Genomic DNA, 20408 nt, shown 5'->3' on the forward strand with positions numbered 1-20408 from the left:
AACGATAATAGTTTTACTCCTTAATATCTTTATAAATCAATTCAGCAGTTTTTTCACTTGCCCCAAGACCACCTAACTTTTTCTCTAGTTCATAATAATCTGCAAAAATGCGGTTGCGCTGTGTAGGATCCAGGATAAGATCTAATTCTTCCTTCAATTTTCTTTTATTAAAGTCGGCTTGAATTAACTCGGTTACCACTGGTTGATCCATTATAAGGTTCACAAGTGAAATATAATCTAGTCTCACGATGCGTTTTGCTATATTATAACTGATCGCACTTCCTTTATAACAAACGACTTGAGGCACTTTAAACAGAGCTGTCTCTAATGTTGCTGTACCAGAAGTAACTAAAGCGGCATGGCACAGACTCATTAAATCATAGGTGCGATTCATGACAAGTGTTACTGGGTATTCTTTCAAATAATTACTATAAAATGACTCGTCTTGACCTGGTGCTCCAGCAATGACAAATTGATAGTCTGGATATTGATCTACCATTTCTAACATGACCGCAAGCATCTTTTTAATCTCTTGCTTACGGCTACCAGGTAAAAGCGCAATAAGAGGGCGATCATCTAGGTTATAAGTTGCTAGAAATTTAATATGGTCTACTTGTTCACGTTCGCCAATGGCGTCTATAAGTGGATGCCCAACAAAATGTACTGGAAACTGATGTTTCTGTTCATAGAAATCTTTTTCAAAGGGTAAGATGACATACATTTCATCAACGTCTCTTTTAATATCCTTAATACGACCTTCTTTCCACGCCCATATCTGCGGAGAAATATAATAATGATTGCGATAGCCTTTTAATCGTGCCCATTTCATAATCCTAAAATTAAATCCAGGATAATCGATATAAATAATAACGTCTGGCTGAAAAGCTTTTATATCTTTTTTACACGTACCAATATTTTTGAGAATGGTTTTGAGATTACTCAACACCTCTACAAAACCCATAAAAGCAAGTTCTTTATAGTGCTTCACGAGTTTACCGCCTTGAGCTTGCATCAAATCGCCTCCCCAAAATTGAAACTGCGCATTTGCATCTTTCTCTTTGAGCTCTTTCATGAGTAATGAACCATGGAGATCACCACTGGCCTCGCCTGCAATCAAATAATATTTCATACTATGAAATTAAGTAAAAAACCGGCAATACCAGCTATAATAGTTGCCATTAAAACACCACGTGCTTCATAGTGCTGAATAGGCTTTTGAAATTTACCTACTTTTCCGGTAAGAAAAAAGAAGAAAAGTATTAGATTAAATACGGCTCCTAAAACTATGAGTTTACCTAAAAAGCCTTCTCTATATCCATCGATAAGTGCTTCCTCAAATTCATAACTAGTGACAAATGTGATGTACAAATAAGTCCCTATCAAATTTGCAATTAATCCTAAAATAAATCCTTTTAAAATTTTACTTACCAAAATCCCATGTATTAAGTTCTCCTATGTAATGATGAGCCGTTAAATCATATTGTGTAGGTACAATAGAAATGTAATTATTTGCCAGTGCCCACTCGTCTGTATCTTCTCCTTTATCGTCGTTAACAAACTTACCAGTAAGCCAGTAATAATCTTTACCATAAGGATTAGTGCGTTTATCAAATTCTTCTACCCAATACGCATTTGCCTGACGACATATTTTTACTCCTTTGATTTCTTCTTTAGTAGCTTTGGGAATATTTACATTAAAAATCACTCCTTTTGCCATTCCTTTTTCCAACACCTGCTCAATGATCTGTTTTACATAATGTCTAGCTTGAGAGAAATCTGCATCATGACTATAATCACAAAGTGAAAAACCTATAGCAGGAATGCCTTCTATTCCTGCTTCCATTGCTGCGCTCATCGTGCCACTGTAGATGACATTAATAGCGCTATTGCTACCATGATTGATACCACTTAAACATAAATCTGGTTTACGGTCTAGAATTTCATGACTGGCCATTTTCACACAATCTACAGGCGTACCACTTGTGGTATATTCTTTATGATCGTAATCATGTTGTAAAAACTCTTTTACATATAGTGTATCGTTTATAGTAATCGCATGTCCCATAGCACTTTGTGGACTATCTGGAGCTACTACTACTACATCACCCAATTCTCTGGCGATACTGATTAATGTTCTAATTCCTTTTGCGGTTATACCATCATCATTAGTTACTAAAATGAGTGGTTTCTTTTTATTTTCCATAAGATTTTTTGGGAGGTTAAAATTAAGTAAATTAGCCGTACCATGTAATAATGTTGCCTTACTTTAACCAACTTAAATTGGCACGGTTTTTACATATACAGAAAGAGACAAATGAAGATCCTTATGAATTTCCTTAAAAATAATTTTATTCTAGCAGTTTTTACGCTTCTTGTGGCAACCGCAAGTTGCAGTTTTACTAATGATAGTATAGATCCTGGAGATAAAGAAAAAGAACAGTTACTTGTAAATTTAATATCACACGTTTTAAAAAGAAATCATTTCTCTCCGGCAGATCTTACCGATGAATTCTCAAAAGACATTTTTGAAAACTACATTCAAGATCTAGATCCAGGTAAAAGATACTTTTTACAAAGTGATTATGAAGAGTTTCAAGCTTATCAATATTTGATAGATGACCAGATAAGAGATAGTAAAGTAGATTTATTCAATCTTACTTATGAAAGACTCTTAAAACGTCAAGAAGAATCTGAAAAAATATTTGCAGAGTTAATTGAAGTCCCTTTTGATTTTACAATTGATGAGCGTATCAATACCGATTATGAAAAGATCGCTTATTCTAAAGATAAAAAAGAACTCGAAAATCACTGGAGAAAGATTTTAAAACTATCTGCTTTAGGTAGTTATTATGATAAAATAGAAGAGCAAAAAGAAGAATTAAAAGAAAACCCTGATAAGAAACAAAAGAGTCTTGAAGAATTAGAAAAGGAAACCAGAGCAGAGATGAAAAAATCAATGCTTGAAAACTTTGATAATAATGACGACGTGGAACGTCTGGATTACTTTGCTCTTTTCATAAACGCAATTACCACCCATTTTGATCCACATACTAACTATTTCCCACCGCAAAATAAAGATCGTTTTGATACATCTATGAGTGGTAAGCTAGAAGGAATAGGTGCTAGACTTCAAAAGAAAATGGATTACATAAGCGTTCTAGAGATCATTTCTGGAGGACCAGCATGGAAAAGTGAACTGATTGAGGTAGGAGATAAAATCCTTAAAGTCGCACAAGAAAAAGACACTGTTGCCACTTCAATCGTAGGAATGAGAATTAGCGATGCCGTTGAGTTAATTAAAGGACCTAAAGGAACTAACGTGATCTTAACTCTTAAGAAAGTAGACGGTTCTATAGAAGAAATTACGCTTACTAGAGATGTGGTACAAATAGAAGAAACCTTTGCAAAATCTGTTATTGGAGAAGATGATGAATACCGATTTGGCTTTATCAATCTTCCTAAATTCTATTTTGATATGGAAGATGCAAATGGTCGCGCCGCTGGAAACGATATTGCTGAAGAAATTAAAAGGTTAAAGACTGAAGGCATGGATGGTCTCATCCTAGACCTGCGAAATAATGGCGGTGGATCTTTAAGAGAAGTTGTAGAAATGGCAGGACTTTTTGTTGAAGAAGGACCAGTAGTACAAGTAGGCTTAAAAGATAAAAGAACACGCACTCTTAGAGACAGCGATAGTGGTAGAATACTTTGGGAAGGACCACTTGTAATAATGGTTAATGAATTTAGTGCAAGTGCTAGTGAAATTCTTGCTGCTGCCTTACAAGATTATGATCGAGCTGTGATTATAGGTAGTGCACAAACTTTTGGTAAAGGAACAGTACAAAATTTTGAAGACCTAAATCAATGGGTGCGCAATAATCAATTTGGCGATTTAGGTTATGTAAAACTAACCACTCAAAAGTTCTATAGAATTAATGGTGGTAGCACACAGTTAGAAGGTGTAAAAAGTGATGTTGTTACTCCTGGAAGATTTAGTTATATTGAAGTAGGTGAACGTGATGAAAAATTTCCTTTACCTTATGATGAGATTGAAAAAGCAGATTATAAAAAATTTACTGGATACACAAACCTAGTAGAAACTATCGAAAAAGCTCAAAAAAGAGTAAATGAAAACCCTAACTTCAAGTTGCTTGATGAAAATGCAAAATGGTTAAGTGATCAAAGAGAAGATAACGATATCCCGTTAAACCTTACAGCTTATGCAGAAAGACTAGATAGACTTGAAAAACAAACTGAAAAGTTTGAATCTCTTTCTGATTACAAAAACAACCTGAATTTTGATATGCTATCTTATGAAAAAGCATTGGTTAAAACAGATAGTGCTTTAGGTGATAAACGAGAAGCCTGGATTAGAAATCTTGAAAAAGATATTTATGTAAACGAGGCGGTAAGTGTATTGAAGGACTTGCGCATGAACAACATAAAAAATGATAATAAAACTAAATGGAGCGTTAAAGATTAATGTCTCATAAATCTACATCATTACGTTCTCTAGCGCTCCAAAAGTTCAAAAAAAACTTCTGGGGCGTTTTGAGTTTTGCTGTGATTTCATTTTATGCGTTGATCGCTATTTTTGCTTATGTAATCGCTCCAGACAATACGCCATATGCAAATCAAATGCATATTTCTATTCATTCACAACCTCCGGGATTTACCGTGAATATGTTAGAACTACCTTCTGAAAAGGTAGATACTAATTTTTGGGATTGGTATAATGGAAAAGCATCTAACAAAGAAGAAGTTCCTTTCTCTGATTTAAAAATAGAAAATGGTAATATTGCTTATAGACCTTTTGATGTGGATGGAAAAGAATTACCTTTTGTGGCTACTAACTTTGTTGTTGACGATGGGATGGACTTATCTCGCTTTCGCGAAAGCTACACCACTGAAAAAACATTTCTTCTAGGAACTGATAAATACGGTCGTGATCTTTTAAGCCGCATGATGATTGGGACTAGAATAAGTATTTCTATTGGTTTTGTTGCTGTTCTTATTTCATTACTAATTGGAATTTTATTAGGAGCTATTTCTGGTTATTATGGCGGTAAAATAGATGCCGCTATCATGTGGCTTATAAACGTTACCTGGTCCATTCCTACTTTATTAATGGTCATTGCCATAAGTATCGCGTTAGGAAAAGGCTTTCTCACTGTTTTTATAGCTGTAGGATTAACGATGTGGGTAGAAGTAGCACGTGTCGTGCGCGGTCAGATGATCGTTGCTAAAGAATACCAGTACGTTACCGCTGCAAGAGCACTTGGGTTTAATAACTTTAGAATCATTTCAAGACATATTTTACCCAATATAATGGCTCCTGTAATTGTAATAAGTGCAGCAAATTTTGCCGCATCTATACTTATAGAAAGTGGGTTAAGTTTTTTAGGGCTAGGCGCACAACCACCTATGCCTAGTTGGGGCAGCATGATTAAAGATCACTATCAATATATCATTCTAGACAAGGCTTATCTTGCCATCGTACCAGGAATAGCTATCATGACTTTAGTCATGGCCTTCATGTTGTTAGGAAATGCCTTACGCGATGCGCTAGATGTTAAAACAAATTAGATGAGAAAATTTATTTATACCATTATTGTTCTTTGCTGTGTAGCCGCATATTATTTTTATGACGATAACACCACGATTACAAATGATGAAGAAAATTTTTTCCAAGATGCATATCTCAATGATGATGTAGATGGTGACGGAATACGCTCGCTTTCCAGAAAAGACTTTTTACCCAAATCAAATAACCAAATCGTCCATCACCATACCTATAGCCTTTCTTACAATGAACAGCATGAACAAGCAGAGTGGACCGCACATATCTTAAGAGCATCTGACATTACCAGTAAAGATTATAAAAGACCTTACTTTGAAATAGACAACAAAGTAAAAACAAAGGCTGCACACTGGCGCAATTATAAAAAAAGCGGCTATGATAAAGGACATCTTGTTCCTGCTGGAGACAGAAAAGCTACTAAAGCGGCTTATGATGAAACCTTTCTCACGTCAAATACAAGTCCACAGATCCATGAATTTAATGCTGGAATATGGAATACTGTAGAACAAAAAACCAGATATTATGCAAAGCGTTATAATGAGGTTTATGTGATTACAGGTTCCGTATTGAAAGACGGTTTAAAATCAATAGGTTCTGAAGATGTCTCTGTACCAGAACAGTTTTATAAAATTCTTTATCGCAACGATTTAAATGGTGGTAAAATGTTAGCCTTTCTAATGCCACATCAAGACACTAATAAATCCATCTATGATTTTATTACTAGCGTTGATCAAATTGAGAAAATTACTGGAACAGATTTCTTTTATCAACTTCCAGATCATATTGAGGATCGATTAGAAGCTGAAAATAGTTCTAAAGGTTGGTAAGTAAGGTGAGTTATATTTGATATTCTTATGTATAATTATCATTGATCGGAGATAATTTTTATTCCATAATATCCTAAGTTCAATCTATTCTGCTAAACCAATAAACTTTAAGTAATCAGTTTCAGAATCTAGCACCAATCGAATTTGTTCTCTAGACAGGTCCAGTACTTTAGCGTTAAATATACTTTCTGTTAATTTATCCATATCAATAACAACTGGCTCAGGTGAGACAGATGGTTTAGAATCGCTAACTAGACCGAGCTTATCCATATATTCAAATTCATGTTCCAAAATTATTTTAACTTTATCCTTAGTCACGTTATCATCAGCTAAAAGGCTTACAATAAAACAAACTGCCTCTTCTTCCTTGTACATTTGACTATTTTCACTTAAAGTACTTATCACACAATTATTCTTCTCTACTGCTTTTTCATTTTCCTTGCCTTGCTTGCAAGAGAAAATCAAAATAGAAAGGGATATTAAAATTAATTTTGATTTCATTTTTAAGTAATTAAATAATTTTACTCAAATCGCATAGCCTTTACAGGGCTAATTTTACTAACGATCAACGTAGGAATAATCAAAGCCAGTAAACAAACCACAAATGTACCTATATTTAAGGCTATCACATGCCACCATGATAGGTAAACGGGCATCTCTGTAACATGGTAGGATTGTGGATCTAAAGTTAGTGGACTAAAGAAATATTGAATACCTATCACTCCCAAACCAATAACGTTTCCTATTATCAAACCTTTGAAAACAAGGTTCATAGCATTATAAAGAAATATTTTACGCACCGTCCAGTTAGATGCTCCTAAAGATTTGAGTACACCTATCATATTTGTTCTATCCAGAATCAATACCAATAATGCAGTAATCATATTTATAATTCCCACAATCAAAATAATCCCTATGATTCCAAAAATATTTCCATCTAACAATGCAAGCCATTGAAATATAGCTGGTAATTCTTGTTCAATGGTGCGTGCATTTAAATCTGATGGTGTGTTTAACTGGATTTCTCTACCTATTTCATTAAGTTGGTCAAAATCGTCTATATAAATCTCAAACTTCCCTACTTGATCAGCCTCCCATTTATTAATGCGCTGTATGTTTCTTATGTCACCTATTATAAACTTAGAATCATATTCTTCTAAGCCACTGTCGTAAATACCTACAACACTAAAAAATCTCGCAATAGGTTCCTGACCGTTTGCTTTCATAAAATAAGTAGGCGCTTGATCACCTACTTTTAATTTTAAACGAGCTGCAATATCATCTGATATTAAAATATCATAAGAAGTTTGATCTGAAGAAACATCTGGTAAATTTCCTTCTATTAAAAAATCATTTAAATACTGCCAGTTGTAATCCTGTCCTACTCCTTTTAAAATAATTCCTTCAAAGTCAGTAGCAGTTCGTATCATTCCACCTTTTGTAGCGATCGCTTGAATATGATCTACTTGTGGAACAGCAGTAAAATCTGGATAAAAGTCTTGATTACTAGAGATAGGTTTAATGGTCGTAATAGAGTTATTACGATCATAAAGTGACACACTAACGTGCCCATTAAAAGCGCTTACTTTTTCTTTTATTTTCTTTTGTAAACCTACGCCTGTTGCAATAGCGATTAGCATCACAATAATACCTATTGCAATTGCTGCTATCGCAATTTTTATAATCGGCGCACTTACGCTATTTTTATAGCTCGTACTACTTTGTACCCTTTTAGCAATGAAATACTCTAGATTCACTTTTTCTAATTCAATATTCAAATATACCATAATCGCTATGGTTGTAGGAATGACTTCCTGTAATTCTCATGTAAGTGGCAATAACTCGCCTACTTCTCCTAAAGAAGAAAAAATCATTACAGCAGAAAAACGTTATAAAGATGTTCTTATTACCACAAATAATAATGAACCTATTCCGGCAGCCTACTTACTGGATCAATGGATAAAAAAATTGAAAGGTAAAAGAATTGCTCTAGTGGGTAATCAAACCAGCGTTGTAAAAACAGGAGATACCATTGTTTCTAAAGAATGGAAATCTAAAGACAAAGTGCGATACACACATCTGGTAGACACTTTAATTGCACATGGCATAGATATCAAACGCGTTTTTGCACCAGAACATGGTTTTAGAGGTACTGCAGATGCAGGCGCAACCATTAAAGATGGAATAGACGCAAAAACCGGCATTCCTATTATCTCTCTTTATGGTAAAAACAAAAAACCATTTAAAGAACAACTAGAAGATGTTGACATCGTTTTATTTGACATTCAAGATGTAGGCGCAAGGTTCTACACTTATATTTCTACACTTCATTATGTGATGGAAGCCTGTGCTCAATACAATAAAAAAATCATCCTTTTAGATAGACCTAATCCTAACGGCCATTATATAGACGGACCTATTTTAGAGCAAGAACACCAAAGCTTTGTAGGAATGCATCCTGTTCCTGTTGTCCATGGCATGACTATAGGCGAATATGCTAAAATGATTAATGGTGAAAACTGGCTAGAAAACAACCTTAAGGCAGATCTAGAAATCGTCAAATGCAAGAATTACACCCATGACTCTTCGTATAGCATACCGATCAAGCCGTCGCCTAATTTACCTAACGATCAATCCATCAACCTCTATCCTAGTCTGTGCTTTTTTGAAGGAGCTGATGTAAGCGTAGGTCGTGGTACAGAGATGCAATTTCAAGTCTATGGCTCTCCATCTCTTGTAAAATATACCGGTTTTGAATTCACTCCTACGCCTAATGTAGGTGCAAAACGCCCATTATTTAACGGTAAGAAATGTTATGGTGTTGATTTAAGAAAGCACCCAAAACTTGATCGTTTAAAGTTAGATTTTCTTGTTGACGCTTTCGCGAAAGCGCCGTACAAATCAAAGTTTTTCAACTCATTTTTCACTAAGCTCGCTGGTACAGAAACCCTGCAAGCTCAGATTGAAAAAGGCATGAGCGCAAAGGAAATTGCAGCCACTTGGAAGAAAGGACTCGAAGATTATCAAAAAATAAGAGTAAAATACTTGCTCTATGAATAATACTTAAACTATGAAATCATTTTTCCAACCAGAGGCTTATCAAGGGCTACAAAATAGATTAGAGGAAATTCAACCAGAATCGCAACCGCTATGGGGAAAGATGAATGCTGGGCAAATGATCAATCACTGTCAAGAACCTCTTAAGATAGCAGTCAATAAATCTGAAAAGGTTTTGAGGCCTAATTGGTTGGTAAAGCTGCTTTTTAAAAAGATGCTTTACAGTCCTAAGCCTTTTAGGAAGAATGCTCCTACACCACCAGAATTTAGAAGTACTGGCGATTTTGATTTTGAAAAAGAAAAAGCTGAATTACAAAAATGGATGCAAGAACTTTGGGAAGATCGTGATAATGAAAATCGTGTGGCTCATCCGGTTTTTGGCAAATTCACCAAAGAGCAATGGGGCATCATGCAATGGAAACATCTCAACCATCACTTTGAGCAGTTTGGAATTTAAAACTGTAGAATCAAACAAAAAGCCTGAATCTTAAATGATTCAGGCTTTATTTATTTCTAATAGATTTGTAATGATAACTGATTAAGTAATGCTATTGTTTTAAAGAAATATTTAAACTTTTATTCATTCAACATTGCCCAAAGTCTGTCTTTAAGCTGCATTAAATTGATTTGAGAAACTGAAGAGATAAACATATATGGAGCACCATTAAAAGCACTTTCTTCATCCAGTCCTTCGCGCATCTGTTCTATCAATTCCTCATCGAGCATATCGCACTTTGAAATCACTACAAAACGCTCTTTGTCTAGCATTTCTGGATTGTATTTCCTCAACTCATTTACTAGAATATCATATTCTGCACTGATGTCGTTAGAATCTGCAGGGATAAGAAATAATAAAGTAGAGTTGCGTTCTATATGTCTTAAGAAACGATGTCCTATTCCTTTACCTTCTGCAGCACCTTCAATAATTCCAGGTATATCTGCAATTACAAAGGTTTTGAAATCACGATATTCTACGATTCCTAGATTAGGCTTAAGAGTAGTGAATTCATAGTTTGCTATCTTTGGTTTTGCAGAAGTTAATACAGAAAGTAAGGTCGATTTTCCTGCATTAGGAAATCCTACCAGACCTACATCTGCTAGAATCTTAAGTTCAAAAGTTACATCTAATGCTGTTCCATCCATTCCTGTTTGTGCATAACGAGGTGTCTGTCTAGTAGCTGTCTTAAAGTGCCAGTTACCACGACCACCTTTTCCACCTTCACAAATGATATGTTCTGTACCATCTTCAAGGATTTCATGAATTACCTGACCAGTTTCTGTATCTTTAACAACAGTTCCTAAAGGAAGTTCTATAACGATGTCTTCTCCATCATTACCTGTACGACGTTGTTTTGCTCCGTTACCACCTTGTGCAGCCTTAAAATGTCGCTTGTATTTAAAGTGGTATAATGTCCATAAGTTTTTATTCCCTTTTAAAATAATATGACCACCACGACCACCATCACCACCATCTGGACCACCTTTATCTATATACTTCTCTCTGTGTAGGTGTGTACTTCCTTTACCACCGCGGCCAGATTCGATAGTTACTTTAGTATAGTCGACAAAATTTCCTTCAGTCATAATTTTATATTCAGTTGACAGTTTTAGGTTGTCAATTATTTGTTTTAAAAACTACCTATTTATTTTTAAAAAATCTATTTTGAATTTCGTTTAAAGCTAGTTGCACTTACACTCTTAAAATGATTTGGACTAGGATGAGTACTAACCTCTAAACATTTTTTAAAAACTTAACTCCTAAAGCTTATCAAATTCAACGCTCAAACGATCTGTAATAGCGTCCATTTCTCCTACACCATCAACACCATAATATTTGTTCTGTGCTGCATAGTAATCCTTTAAAGGTGCGGTTTGCTTATAGTAAACAGAAATACGATCTCTTATAACACCTTCATTAGCATCGTCTGCACGACCGCTTCCCTTACCTCTTTCCAGTAAACGTTCCACTAGAACCTCATCATCTACTTCAAGAGCTACCATTCCAGCAATATCAGTATTCTTTGAAGCCAGTAATTCATCCAGTGCTTTTGCTTGCGCATCAGTTCTTGGAAAACCGTCAAAAATAAATCCTTGCGCATCTGGTGTCTTCTCCACTTCAGCTTTAAGCATTTTTATGGTTACTTCATCAGGAACTAGATTTCCTTTATCCATAAAGGACTTTGCCAGTGTTCCTAACTCTGTTCCATTTTTAATATTATACCTAAAAACATCTCCTGTAGAGATATGAACCAGTCCGTATTTATCTTTTAAACGAGTTGCTTGAGTTCCTTTTCCTGCTCCTGGAGGACCGAATAAGACAATATTTTTCATACGTTCTGTTTGTACATATAGTTCGGGCAAATTGCGCCCTAAGTTATTATAATCCATGCCGTATCCTACGACAAATTTATTTTCAATATTTTGCCCTACATAATCAATTTTCAAATCCTGACTGTATACATCTGGCTTAAAGAAAAGCGTTGCTATCTTTATGTCTTTAGGCTGGTATTGTTGTAGCTTTCGCGAAAGCGTAACCACAGTCAATCCACTATCTACTATATCTTCTACGATCACAACAGTTCTTCCTGATAGAGCAATATCTAATTGGTCACCAAGTTTTACAACACCAGTTGATGACGTTCCTTCATAACTTTTGGCTCTTAAAAAACTAACCTCACATTCGTGATCAAACTTGCGTGTAAGATCTGCAAGAACCATGTAGCTGCCGTTCAAAATTCCTAAAAAAATAGGCTTCTTATCAGCGAGGTCTCTATTAATCTGGTATGCAAGATTATCGATCGCAGCTGCGATTTCTTGTGAACTCAAAAAAGGCTTAAAATAAAGATCGTGGATCTTAATCACAATAGTTGAATTTCTTGCAAATATAGTATTTAGTAAGCAGTTGACAGTGTCAGTTGACAGTGGTTCTTTGAGTTAAGTCAAGCTAAATTTTAAAATAGGTTTTGAAATTCTAGTTAGAGTTAGAGTTGGGTTTCAAAATATCCCCTTATTTTTGAGATATGAAACAGACACAATTTTCTTCGAACTTTACTTTAGGTATTTTAGGCGGTGGACAACTAGGCAAAATGATGCTTTATACTACCAGAAAATGGGACATTGCTACTTATGTAATGGATAAAGAGGATACTGCGCCAGCTTTTCAAGGATGTGATGTGTTTTTTGAAGGTGACATCATGCAATATGAAGCAGTGATGGAATTTGGAGAACAAGTAGATGTGCTTACCATAGAAATAGAAAATGTAAATGTCCAGGCTTTGCAAGATTTAGAAGATAAAGGAATTGCTGTTTCACCAAGTCCGAAAGTTTTGAATCTGATAAGAAACAAAGCACGCCAAAAATCTTTTTATCAAGATCAACAAATTGCTACCGCAGCTTTTGAAGTTTATGACCAACCTAATCTAAGTCATGAAAGAGATTATCCTTTTATCTGGAAAAGTGCTGAAGGCGGCTATGATGGTAAAGGTGTTAAAGTAATTAGAGAGGCAAAAGATTTGAACAACTTACCAAAGGTCGAATGTATCTATGAAGACATGATCGATTTTGAAATGGAGCTGGCGGTAATCGTTGCACGTAATTACGATGGAGAAATGAAAACCTATCCAGTAGTGGAAATGGAGTTTCATCCAGAGGCAAATCAGGTAGAATATGTCATCTGTCCAGCGCGTATCAATTTAGATATATCTGACCGTGCCCGTGAACTGGCTTTAAAAGTCTCAGAATCATTTGAGCACGTGGGATTACTTGCTGTAGAAATGTTTTTGACTAAAACTGGTGAATTGCTTGTTAATGAAGTGGCGCCGCGACCTCATAATTCTGGACATTATTCTATTGAAGGCGCTATAACTGACCAGTTTGAACAACATGTAAGATGTGTTTGTAATTTACCATTAGGAGCAACAGAAAGCACGGTTGCCAGCGTTATGGTGAATCTGGTAGGAGAAGAAGGCCACACAGGAAAAGTTATTTATGATGGTATAGAAGATATTCTCGCTTTGCCAGGTGTTACACCACATATATATGGTAAAAAAGAAACCAGACCTTTTAGAAAAATGGGTCATGTTACCGTTGTAGCTAGCGATGTCGTTGCTGCTCGTGAACTTGCTGAAAAAGTCAAGGGTAGAATTAGAGTTGTTGCGGAGTAATTTTCAAGTATGATAATGTATTGATGTAATGTTATAAGGACATTTCATGCTAGCCTGCACTCTACTTTAATTGCTGTTTATTATTTTTATTAAAGCAAACATAGTCGTTAGTCTCTACAGTCAATGCTTATTACGCGTTGAATCGTCTTCTCTTTTAATCTTTTTCATTTTACATTTTGCATAAAATGAGTAGACTATAATAAATATGATTAAAGCTGGAAAAACATACCACCATCCTTCCATTATTTCTCCTGGAAGTCTACTTGTCATTTTATGCGGAGATAATTGCAATGAAATTGTATCATGTAAATTAGTCTTAGACATAATTTGGTAGCATATATCAATATGAAGTTTGCTAAGTAAAGCTATTTATTTCTAATAAATGAGTTCAATTTGAAGTTCAAACTTTAGGAAAGGTATTCCTGATCAACTTTCACTTTACCATATTGTTTTATAAATGCTAGTTCATTAATCTATATTCTTACGGCGTACTCGCACTTACTTGTAAAACTTTCCCATTATAAAACTTATTTCCCGTTAAGGCAAAATTCATGATATAGTCTGCCATTTCTAGCGCTGTTAATGGTGCTTGATAACCTGGAAAGGCTTCTTCTAGCATCTCGGTTTGTACAGCTCCTAATGCAAGAGTATTAAATGATGGTCCATTTTCTTTATATTCTTCTGCAAGGAGTTCAAATAAGGTAATTACAGCTCCTTTTGCGCTGGAATACGCTGCTAATCCAGGAAATTTTGCACTTCCTTGAATACCACCCATAGAACTTATTGCTACTACATGGGAATGCTCATTCATTGCTGGCAATAAAGCTTGAGTTAATGCAGCTACTCCAAAAACATTAACGGCATAACATCTCTGAAAATCTTCTGGAGTGAGTTCTTCAAACGGTTTATTTACTAACATTCCAGCGTTGTGGATAAGAACGTCGATGCGATCCCATTTTTCTAGGACAGCGTTGGCTGTTTCCTTTATACTATGCTGCGCACTTAGGTCTGTTGCGATCGAGTGAATAGAAGTTTGATCAAGTGCTTGAATAGAATTTATATTTCGCGAAAGCGCAATAACTTCATGTCCAGCATTAGAAAACAATTGAGCTAGTTCAAATCCGATACCACGACTGGTTCCTGTAATAACTATCCTTTTACTCATCAATGGTAGGTTGTGGCGTTAATTTTAATCTATCTCCGTTAACTACTTTAAAAATACCTGGCATCACTGCATCTACAACTTGTGCCATATGAGTTGTGTTTACCTGCGAGGTTTCATCACCTACTTTATGATAATGATCAAAGTTGGTAAAATCAAAGGTGCTAAAAGTTTGAGATGGCACATTAAACTCTTCAAAGAAAGGATAATTATCAGATCTTTTGAAAAGATTAAACTTTGCAGCTTGATCTAACTTTCCTGTCACGATTCTATCATTATTTTCTTTGTTAAAAACAGCTGCCATATTAGAAGTATCATGTCCAGTAAGATAAGCGATGTATGGATGATCTACCATAGGTGTCCCAGTCATTTCAAAATTAAGCATCGCCACTACGTTCATCCCTTCTTTTTTCATACGCTTTGCCAGATGCTTTGATCCAAGCAATCCTTTTTCTTCTGCAGAGAATAAAGCAAAAACAACAGTTCTTCTATTGAAATCTAGTTTTTTAAAATTATTTGCTATCGCTAAAACAGACGCTGTACCAGTGGCATTATCATTTGCACCATTTGCAATGCTATCTCCAGCGATTGCTTGTTGAAAACCTATGTGGTCATAATGCGCACCGATAACTATTACTTCATCAATAAGATCTTTATCTGATCCAGGAATCACACCGACAACATTAAACGCCTCTTTATCTTGAACGGTAAAATGATCCATATATGAACCTTTGTAAGGTTTTATTCCCATTTCCTCAAATCTTTCTGAAATATAAACTGCAGCTTTTTCTATGCCTTCAGATCCTGTATCACGTCCCTCCAGGTCATCGCTTGCAAGATATTGCACATCTAGCGCAATTTGAACAGCACTAGCCTTAGGCATTCTTATTTCTGTATTCTTATTTACATTTGAGATGGCTTTATCCATGGTTTTCATTTGCTTGTTTTGAGAGCCACAAGCAACTAGAATGGATGCAATAAATAAAGTTAAAATTATTTTTTTCATGTTGGTTATTTAAAAATAGTAAAGATAATGATTTTGATTAGGAGCATTTACTCTTTGAGAAAAGAAGCTTTTAATTTTAAAATAAAAAAACCACATCTATTGATGTGGTTTTTTAAATATAGTATTGATGACACTACACGTACATTACGATTGGGTTCTCTATGTAAGCTTTAAAAGTTTGTAAAAACGCTGCCCCTGTCGCTCCATCTACTGTTCTATGATCACAAGCTAATGTGATTTTCATCACGTTACCAACAACGATCTGTCCGTCTTTAACTACTGGCTTTTGAACAATAGCACCAACAGACATAATAGCACTATTAGGCTGGTTAATGATAGAAGTAAATTCTGTGATACCGAACATTCCTAAATTAGAAATGGTAAAGGTACTTCCTTGCATCTCATCAGGCTGTAATTTTTTATTACGTGCCTTTCCTGCAAGTTCTTTTACCTTAGCACCTATTTGTTGCATACTCATTTGGTCTGCAAATGGTAATACTGGAACTAAAAGTCCATCATCTACTGCAACAGCAACACCTACATGAATATGTTTTGCAATAATAGTATTCTTATCCGTCCACTGTGTATTAACTTTAGGGTGCTTTCTCAGCGCCATTGCCGCCGCTTTAATTACCATATCATTAAAACTGATCTTAGTATCGGGCAATTCGTTGATCGCTTTTCTACTAGCAATGGCATTATCCATATCTAGGTCCAAACCTAAATAATAATGCGGTGCTGTAAACTTTGATTCACCCAGACGTTTTGCAATAGTTTTTCTCATTTGAGAATTAGGAACTTCTTCAAAAGTCTCTGTTCCCACTGCAACAAAAGAACTTGGAGCTGTTGACGCTCCAGATACACTAGGTGTAAAGTTTTCAATATCGCTTTTTACAATACGGCCATTTTCACCAGATCCAGAAACTTGACCTAAATCAATGCCTTTTTCTTCAGCCATCTTTTTTGCTAATGGAGATGCAAAAATCCTTCCTCCGTTCGAACTTGAACTTGAAGTACTTCCATTTGCCAGACTTGTAGTTTCCGCTTTTGGAGCATCTTTCTTTGACTCTTCTTTCTTCTCCTCTTTTTGAGGCTGTTCTTTTTTCTCTTCTTTCTTTGGAGCTGTAGCGCCCATATCGATTCCAGAGATATCAGTTCCAGCAGGACCTATAATGGCTAATAACGAATCTACTTTTGCCGTTTCTCCTTCTTGAATTCCTATTTTAAGCAACGTACCAGAATTGAATGATTCAAATTCCATGGTTGCTTTGTCCGTTTCTATTTCTGCAAGGATGTCTCCTTCTTCTACCTCATCACCTTCTTTCTTCAACCAGGAAGCAACTGTCCCTTCTTCCATGGTATCACTCAGGCGTGGCATGTTCACAATCACAACACCATCTGGAAGATCTGAAGAACTAGAAACTTCTTCTTTTACATCCTTGTTTGAATCACTAGAAGCTTGTGAATCATTTGAATCTTTTTTTCCTGATTCTTCATTACTTTCAGAAGATCCTGAACCATCTAATAGTGCAGTAATATCTTCTCCTTCTTCACCAATTATACATAAGAGCTGATCTACAGGAGCAGTTTCTCCTTCTTGCACACCTATATGCAAGAGAGTTCCGTTTTGAAAAGACTCAAATTCCATCGTTGCCTTATCCGTTTCGATTTCAGCAAGAATATCTCCTTCTTCAACTTTATCTCCTATTTGTTTCAACCACGCAGCAACTACACCTTCTTCCATGGTGTCGCTTAACCGCGGCATGTTAATTACCTCTGCCATAATTTATGATTTTGCTGGTAAAAATGGATAATCTTCTTGTTCATATACCGAATCGTACATGACATTTTTTTCTGGGAATGGAGAATCTTCTGCAAATTTCTCACATTCTGCAACACGTGATTTTACACTTTTTGCAACTTGTTTAAAATGGTCTTCAGAAACACTGTAATCATTTATTAATCGATCTTTTATTTGAGTAATAGGATCGATTTTCTGGTATTCGGCAACTTCATCCTTTGTTCTATACTTTTGAGCATCACTCATTGAGTGTCCTCGATATCTATATGTTTTTAACTCAAGAAAAGTTGGTCCACCACCAGAACGAGCTCTTTCAATAGCCTCGTGCATAGCTTCTGCAACTTTTTCTGGATCCATAGCATCTACAGGTCCGCAAGGCATTTCATAACCCAAACCTAATTTCCATATATCGGTATGATTTGCTGTGCGAGCCACACTAGTTCCCATTGCGTAACCATTGTTTTCTACACAAAACACTACTGGAAGATTCCATAACATCGCTAGGTTAAAAGCTTCATGCAAAGAACCTTGACGTGCTGCACCATCTCCAAAAAATGTAAGAGTGACTGCATCAATGTTGTGATATTTATCACCAAAGGCAATACCAGCACCTAGAGGAATCTGCCCTCCAACAATACCATGACCACCATAAAAACGGTGCTCTTTAGAAAAGATGTGCATGGATCCACCTAATCCTTGAGATGTACCGGTTGCTTTTCCATAAAGCTCTGCCATTACTCTTTTAGGATCTACTCCCATTCCTATAGGCTGCACATGATTACGGTATGCGGTAATCATTTTATCTTTAGTAAGATCCATTGCATGCAATGCACCTGCAAGAATTGCTTCCTGACCGTTGTACAAGTGCAAGAATCCACGTACTTTTTGCTGTATATAAACTTGGGCCAGTTTGTCCTCAAACTTTCTCCAGAAAAGCATTTCCTCGTACCAGTTGAGTAAGACGTCTTTAGTGACTTTTTTCATGTAATTGCTTGTTAAGTAGTTCGCTTTCGCGAAAGCGAAATAAAAGATCAAAGATAAAGATCAAATTCCAGCTTAAGAGTAAAACGAAGAACAAAAATAGATGAAAAAAGGATAAAGAAAAACCTATTAATGGGTTAAAAATGTACGCAATCGTTATAGATAGTTTTTATCGAACACCAACGGCAGTAAATCGCTCAATGAATCAGATTTTAAAACCTTACCTGCTGCACCCATAAAAAAGAGTTCAATATCATTTTCCTGATTATTCTCATACTCTGCAATAGACTGCCTACAAGCACCACATGGCGGGACAGGTTTATGAAACGAATTATCTTTGGGACTTGCGGTAATAGCTAGTTTCAAAACCGCAACACCTGGATATTGAGAACCAGCTGCAAAAATAGCAACACGTTCTGCACAAAGCCCAGAAGGATAAGCCGCATTTTCTTGATTATTACCTGTAATGATTTCACCGTTTGCAAGCAATAATGCACAACCTACGGTAAAATTTGAATAAGGCGCATAGGCTCTATGACGTGCCTCTATGGCAAGCTGCATTAAAGAAAAGTCTTGCGCAGCAAGCTCTTCAATAGTATCGTAAACCTCTAGGGTTGTGTGTAATTCTAGCTTTTTAATGATCTAATATTCTGTGTATTCGTCACCGAAGTTGAAAGTCAAACCAAATCTTAATGTTCCTTCAAGAGGACTATTAACTCTACTAGTAGAGAATAAATAAGAAAGATCAATAGCGATCTGAGAAAACTCAAATCCAGTTCCTAATGACAGAAACTGTCTTGCTCCTTTATCATCTGCTTCGTTAAAATAGCCTAAACGAAATGCAAACGCGTCGTTATAAGTATACTCTGCGCCTAGAGCCCATGTAAACTCTCTCAACTCTTCACTAAATCCTCCCGGAGCATCTCCAAAGGATTGAAATATTCCAGAGATAAAGGTAACATCGTTATCTTCACCTTCTAATATCTCACCAGTAGTATCATCTCTCAAAGGTGGTGTAGGAACTAGCAACTTATTAACCTCGGCAGTTACTCCTATTTTGCTGAAGCCATCATTTAGAATAAAATCAAAGCCACCACCTAGTGCTAAATTAGTAGGAATAAAGTTTTCCTGCCCACCTGCGTCATAAGTTATTTTAGGTCCAATATTACTTATATTGAAACCAGCTCTCCAACGGCCATTGAAATTATCATAAGCGTTTTCTTCAGATTGATAATAACCAGAAACATCTACCGCAAAACTATTTGCTGCGCTAGCGTCATTATCAACACCTTGAATACGTAGATCAGATCTTAAGAAACGTCCTGTAACTGCCATAGCAAATTGTTCACTTAATTTAAGTGAATAAGTTCCGTCTAACACAAATTCATTTGGGTTCTCTTCCCTACCTGGATCTGCTGCGTCCTGGCGTAAAGTAATAGAACCTAAAGAAAAGTATCTCAAACTTCCTGCAAAAGCACTTTGCTCATTAATTCTATTTGAGTAAACTAATTGGGCTATAGCAATATCATCTACTAGGTTACCTAAATAAGGCGTGTAGGCCACACCAAATTTATGTTGTCTTGAACTGAATGCATATTTAGCTGGGTTCCATTGCTGTGACCATGCATCAGGACTTGTTGCAACGCCCATATCTCCCATCCCAGCAGCTCTTGCGTCTCCCGCAATTCTTAAAAATGGTAATGCTGTTGTTATTACTCGAGTATCGTTATCCTGTGCATTGTTTATACTAGGTATAGCAAATATCACTATGGCAAAAAGTAAGAAAATCTTCTTCATTGATAAATTTTATGGAATCGCAAATATATGTTA

General features: G+C 35.8%; 19 protein-coding genes. 6 read left to right on the top strand and 13 right to left on the bottom strand.

Annotated features, from left to right (window positions below; genetic code table 11):
• Window positions 1-13: 13 nt before the first annotated feature.
• Genes lpxB through surE form a run of 3 tightly spaced genes read right to left on the bottom strand, consistent with a single transcriptional unit; the run spans window position 14 to window position 2203 of the window.
• The gene (gene lpxB / locus ACTF54_RS09345) at window positions 14-1129 is read right to left on the bottom strand and encodes a lipid-A-disaccharide synthase (RefSeq protein WP_438969216.1); all 1116 of its coding nucleotides are present in this window, start codon (window positions 1127-1129) and stop codon (window positions 14-16) included.
• The gene (locus tag ACTF54_RS09350; RefSeq protein ID WP_347196870.1) at window positions 1126-1431 is read right to left on the bottom strand and encodes a hypothetical protein; all 306 of its coding nucleotides are present in this window, start codon (window positions 1429-1431) and stop codon (window positions 1126-1128) included. Before ACTF54_RS09350 ends, lpxB begins: the two co-directional genes overlap by 4 nt.
• Window positions 1421-2203 carry a 5'/3'-nucleotidase SurE gene (gene surE, locus ACTF54_RS09355; protein WP_347196871.1) on the bottom strand — a complete coding sequence of 261 codons (783 nt, stop codon included), beginning with the start codon at window positions 2201-2203 and terminating at the stop codon, window positions 1421-1423. The genes ACTF54_RS09350 and surE overlap by 11 nt, the downstream gene beginning before the upstream one ends.
• Window positions 2204-2326: 123 nt before the next feature.
• On the opposite strand from surE, the gene ACTF54_RS09360 reads away from it, so the two are divergent.
• The 3 genes from ACTF54_RS09360 to ACTF54_RS09370 are packed head-to-tail and all read left to right on the top strand — an operon-like array spanning window position 2327 to window position 6408.
• Window positions 2327-4483, top strand: a complete 2157-nt coding sequence (locus tag ACTF54_RS09360) for a carboxy terminal-processing peptidase (RefSeq protein WP_347196872.1) — start codon at window positions 2327-2329, stop codon at window positions 4481-4483.
• A complete protein-coding gene (locus tag ACTF54_RS09365; protein ID WP_438969217.1) occupies window positions 4483-5586 on the top strand; it encodes an ABC transporter permease in 1104 nt (367 codons plus the stop codon). The genes ACTF54_RS09360 and ACTF54_RS09365 overlap by 1 nt, the downstream gene beginning before the upstream one ends.
• Window positions 5587-6408, top strand: coding sequence for a DNA/RNA non-specific endonuclease (locus ACTF54_RS09370; protein ID WP_438969218.1), 822 nt, complete (start codon window positions 5587-5589; stop codon window positions 6406-6408). It begins immediately after the preceding gene.
• An 84-nt stretch (window positions 6409-6492) separates the two neighbouring features.
• On the opposite strand, the gene ACTF54_RS09375 is transcribed toward ACTF54_RS09370, so the two are convergent.
• A complete protein-coding gene (locus ACTF54_RS09375) occupies window positions 6493-6909 on the bottom strand; it encodes a hypothetical protein (protein WP_438969219.1) in 417 nt (138 codons plus the stop codon).
• Between the two features lie 20 nt (window positions 6910-6929).
• Window positions 6930-8195 carry an ABC transporter permease gene (locus ACTF54_RS09380; RefSeq protein ID WP_347196876.1) on the bottom strand — a complete coding sequence of 422 codons (1266 nt, stop codon included), beginning with the start codon at window positions 8193-8195 and terminating at the stop codon, window positions 6930-6932.
• Here ACTF54_RS09380 and ACTF54_RS09385 point away from each other — a divergent pair.
• Complete coding sequence (locus ACTF54_RS09385) at window positions 8146-9468, top strand: exo-beta-N-acetylmuramidase NamZ family protein (RefSeq protein ID WP_347196877.1); 1323 nt, start codon at window positions 8146-8148, stop codon at window positions 9466-9468. The two genes, ACTF54_RS09380 and ACTF54_RS09385, sit on opposite strands and share 50 nt — an antisense overlap.
• Before the next feature lie 10 nt (window positions 9469-9478).
• Window positions 9479-9922, top strand: coding sequence for a DUF1569 domain-containing protein (locus tag ACTF54_RS09390; protein WP_438969220.1), 444 nt, complete (start codon window positions 9479-9481; stop codon window positions 9920-9922).
• Window positions 9923-10041: 119 nt separating this feature from the next.
• On the opposite strand, the gene obgE is transcribed toward ACTF54_RS09390, so the two are convergent.
• On the bottom strand, window positions 10042-11049 hold the full coding sequence (gene obgE / locus ACTF54_RS09395) for a GTPase ObgE (protein WP_347196879.1): 1008 nt from the start codon (window positions 11047-11049) through the stop codon (window positions 10042-10044).
• A 174-nt stretch (window positions 11050-11223) separates the two neighbouring features.
• Entirely contained in the window at window positions 11224-12327 is a 1104-nt protein-coding gene (locus tag ACTF54_RS09400; RefSeq protein ID WP_347196880.1) for an adenylate kinase, read from the bottom strand.
• Between the two features lie 158 nt (window positions 12328-12485).
• Here ACTF54_RS09400 and purK point away from each other — a divergent pair, with 158 nt between their 5' ends.
• Window positions 12486-13628, top strand: coding sequence for a 5-(carboxyamino)imidazole ribonucleotide synthase (gene purK, locus ACTF54_RS09405; RefSeq protein WP_347201969.1), 1143 nt, complete (start codon window positions 12486-12488; stop codon window positions 13626-13628).
• Between the two features lie 481 nt (window positions 13629-14109).
• On the opposite strand, the gene ACTF54_RS09410 is transcribed toward purK, so the two are convergent.
• The 6 genes from ACTF54_RS09410 to porV all read right to left on the bottom strand — a co-directional run bounded on the left by ACTF54_RS09410 (window position 14110) and on the right by porV (window position 20375).
• Window positions 14110-14793, bottom strand: a complete 684-nt coding sequence (locus tag ACTF54_RS09410) for an SDR family NAD(P)-dependent oxidoreductase (protein WP_347196882.1) — start codon at window positions 14791-14793, stop codon at window positions 14110-14112.
• Window positions 14786-15796: a M20/M25/M40 family metallo-hydrolase gene (locus ACTF54_RS09415; RefSeq protein ID WP_438969221.1), complete on the bottom strand. Its 1011-nt coding sequence runs from the start codon at window positions 15794-15796 to the stop codon at window positions 14786-14788. Before ACTF54_RS09415 ends, ACTF54_RS09410 begins: the two co-directional genes overlap by 8 nt.
• A gap of 133 nt (window positions 15797-15929) precedes the next feature.
• Window positions 15930-17579, bottom strand: coding sequence for a pyruvate dehydrogenase complex dihydrolipoamide acetyltransferase (locus ACTF54_RS09420; RefSeq protein WP_347196884.1), 1650 nt, complete (start codon window positions 17577-17579; stop codon window positions 15930-15932).
• Window positions 17580-17582: 3 nt separating this feature from the next.
• On the bottom strand, window positions 17583-18581 hold the full coding sequence (gene pdhA, locus ACTF54_RS09425; RefSeq protein ID WP_347196885.1) for a pyruvate dehydrogenase (acetyl-transferring) E1 component subunit alpha: 999 nt from the start codon (window positions 18579-18581) through the stop codon (window positions 17583-17585).
• Between the two features lie 153 nt (window positions 18582-18734).
• Window positions 18735-19217, bottom strand: coding sequence for a cytidine deaminase (gene cdd, locus ACTF54_RS09430; protein ID WP_438969263.1), 483 nt, complete (start codon window positions 19215-19217; stop codon window positions 18735-18737).
• A 3-nt stretch (window positions 19218-19220) separates the two neighbouring features.
• Window positions 19221-20375 (bottom strand): type IX secretion system outer membrane channel protein PorV, encoded by a 1155-nt coding sequence (gene porV, locus ACTF54_RS09435; protein WP_347196886.1) that lies wholly within the window; start codon window positions 20373-20375, stop codon window positions 19221-19223.
• Between the last annotated feature and the right edge of the window lie 33 nt (window positions 20376-20408).

It is taken from the genome of Nonlabens sp., from assembly GCF_965657255.1.
In the GTDB taxonomy this organism is placed as follows: Bacteria; Bacteroidota; Bacteroidia; order Flavobacteriales; family Flavobacteriaceae; genus Nonlabens.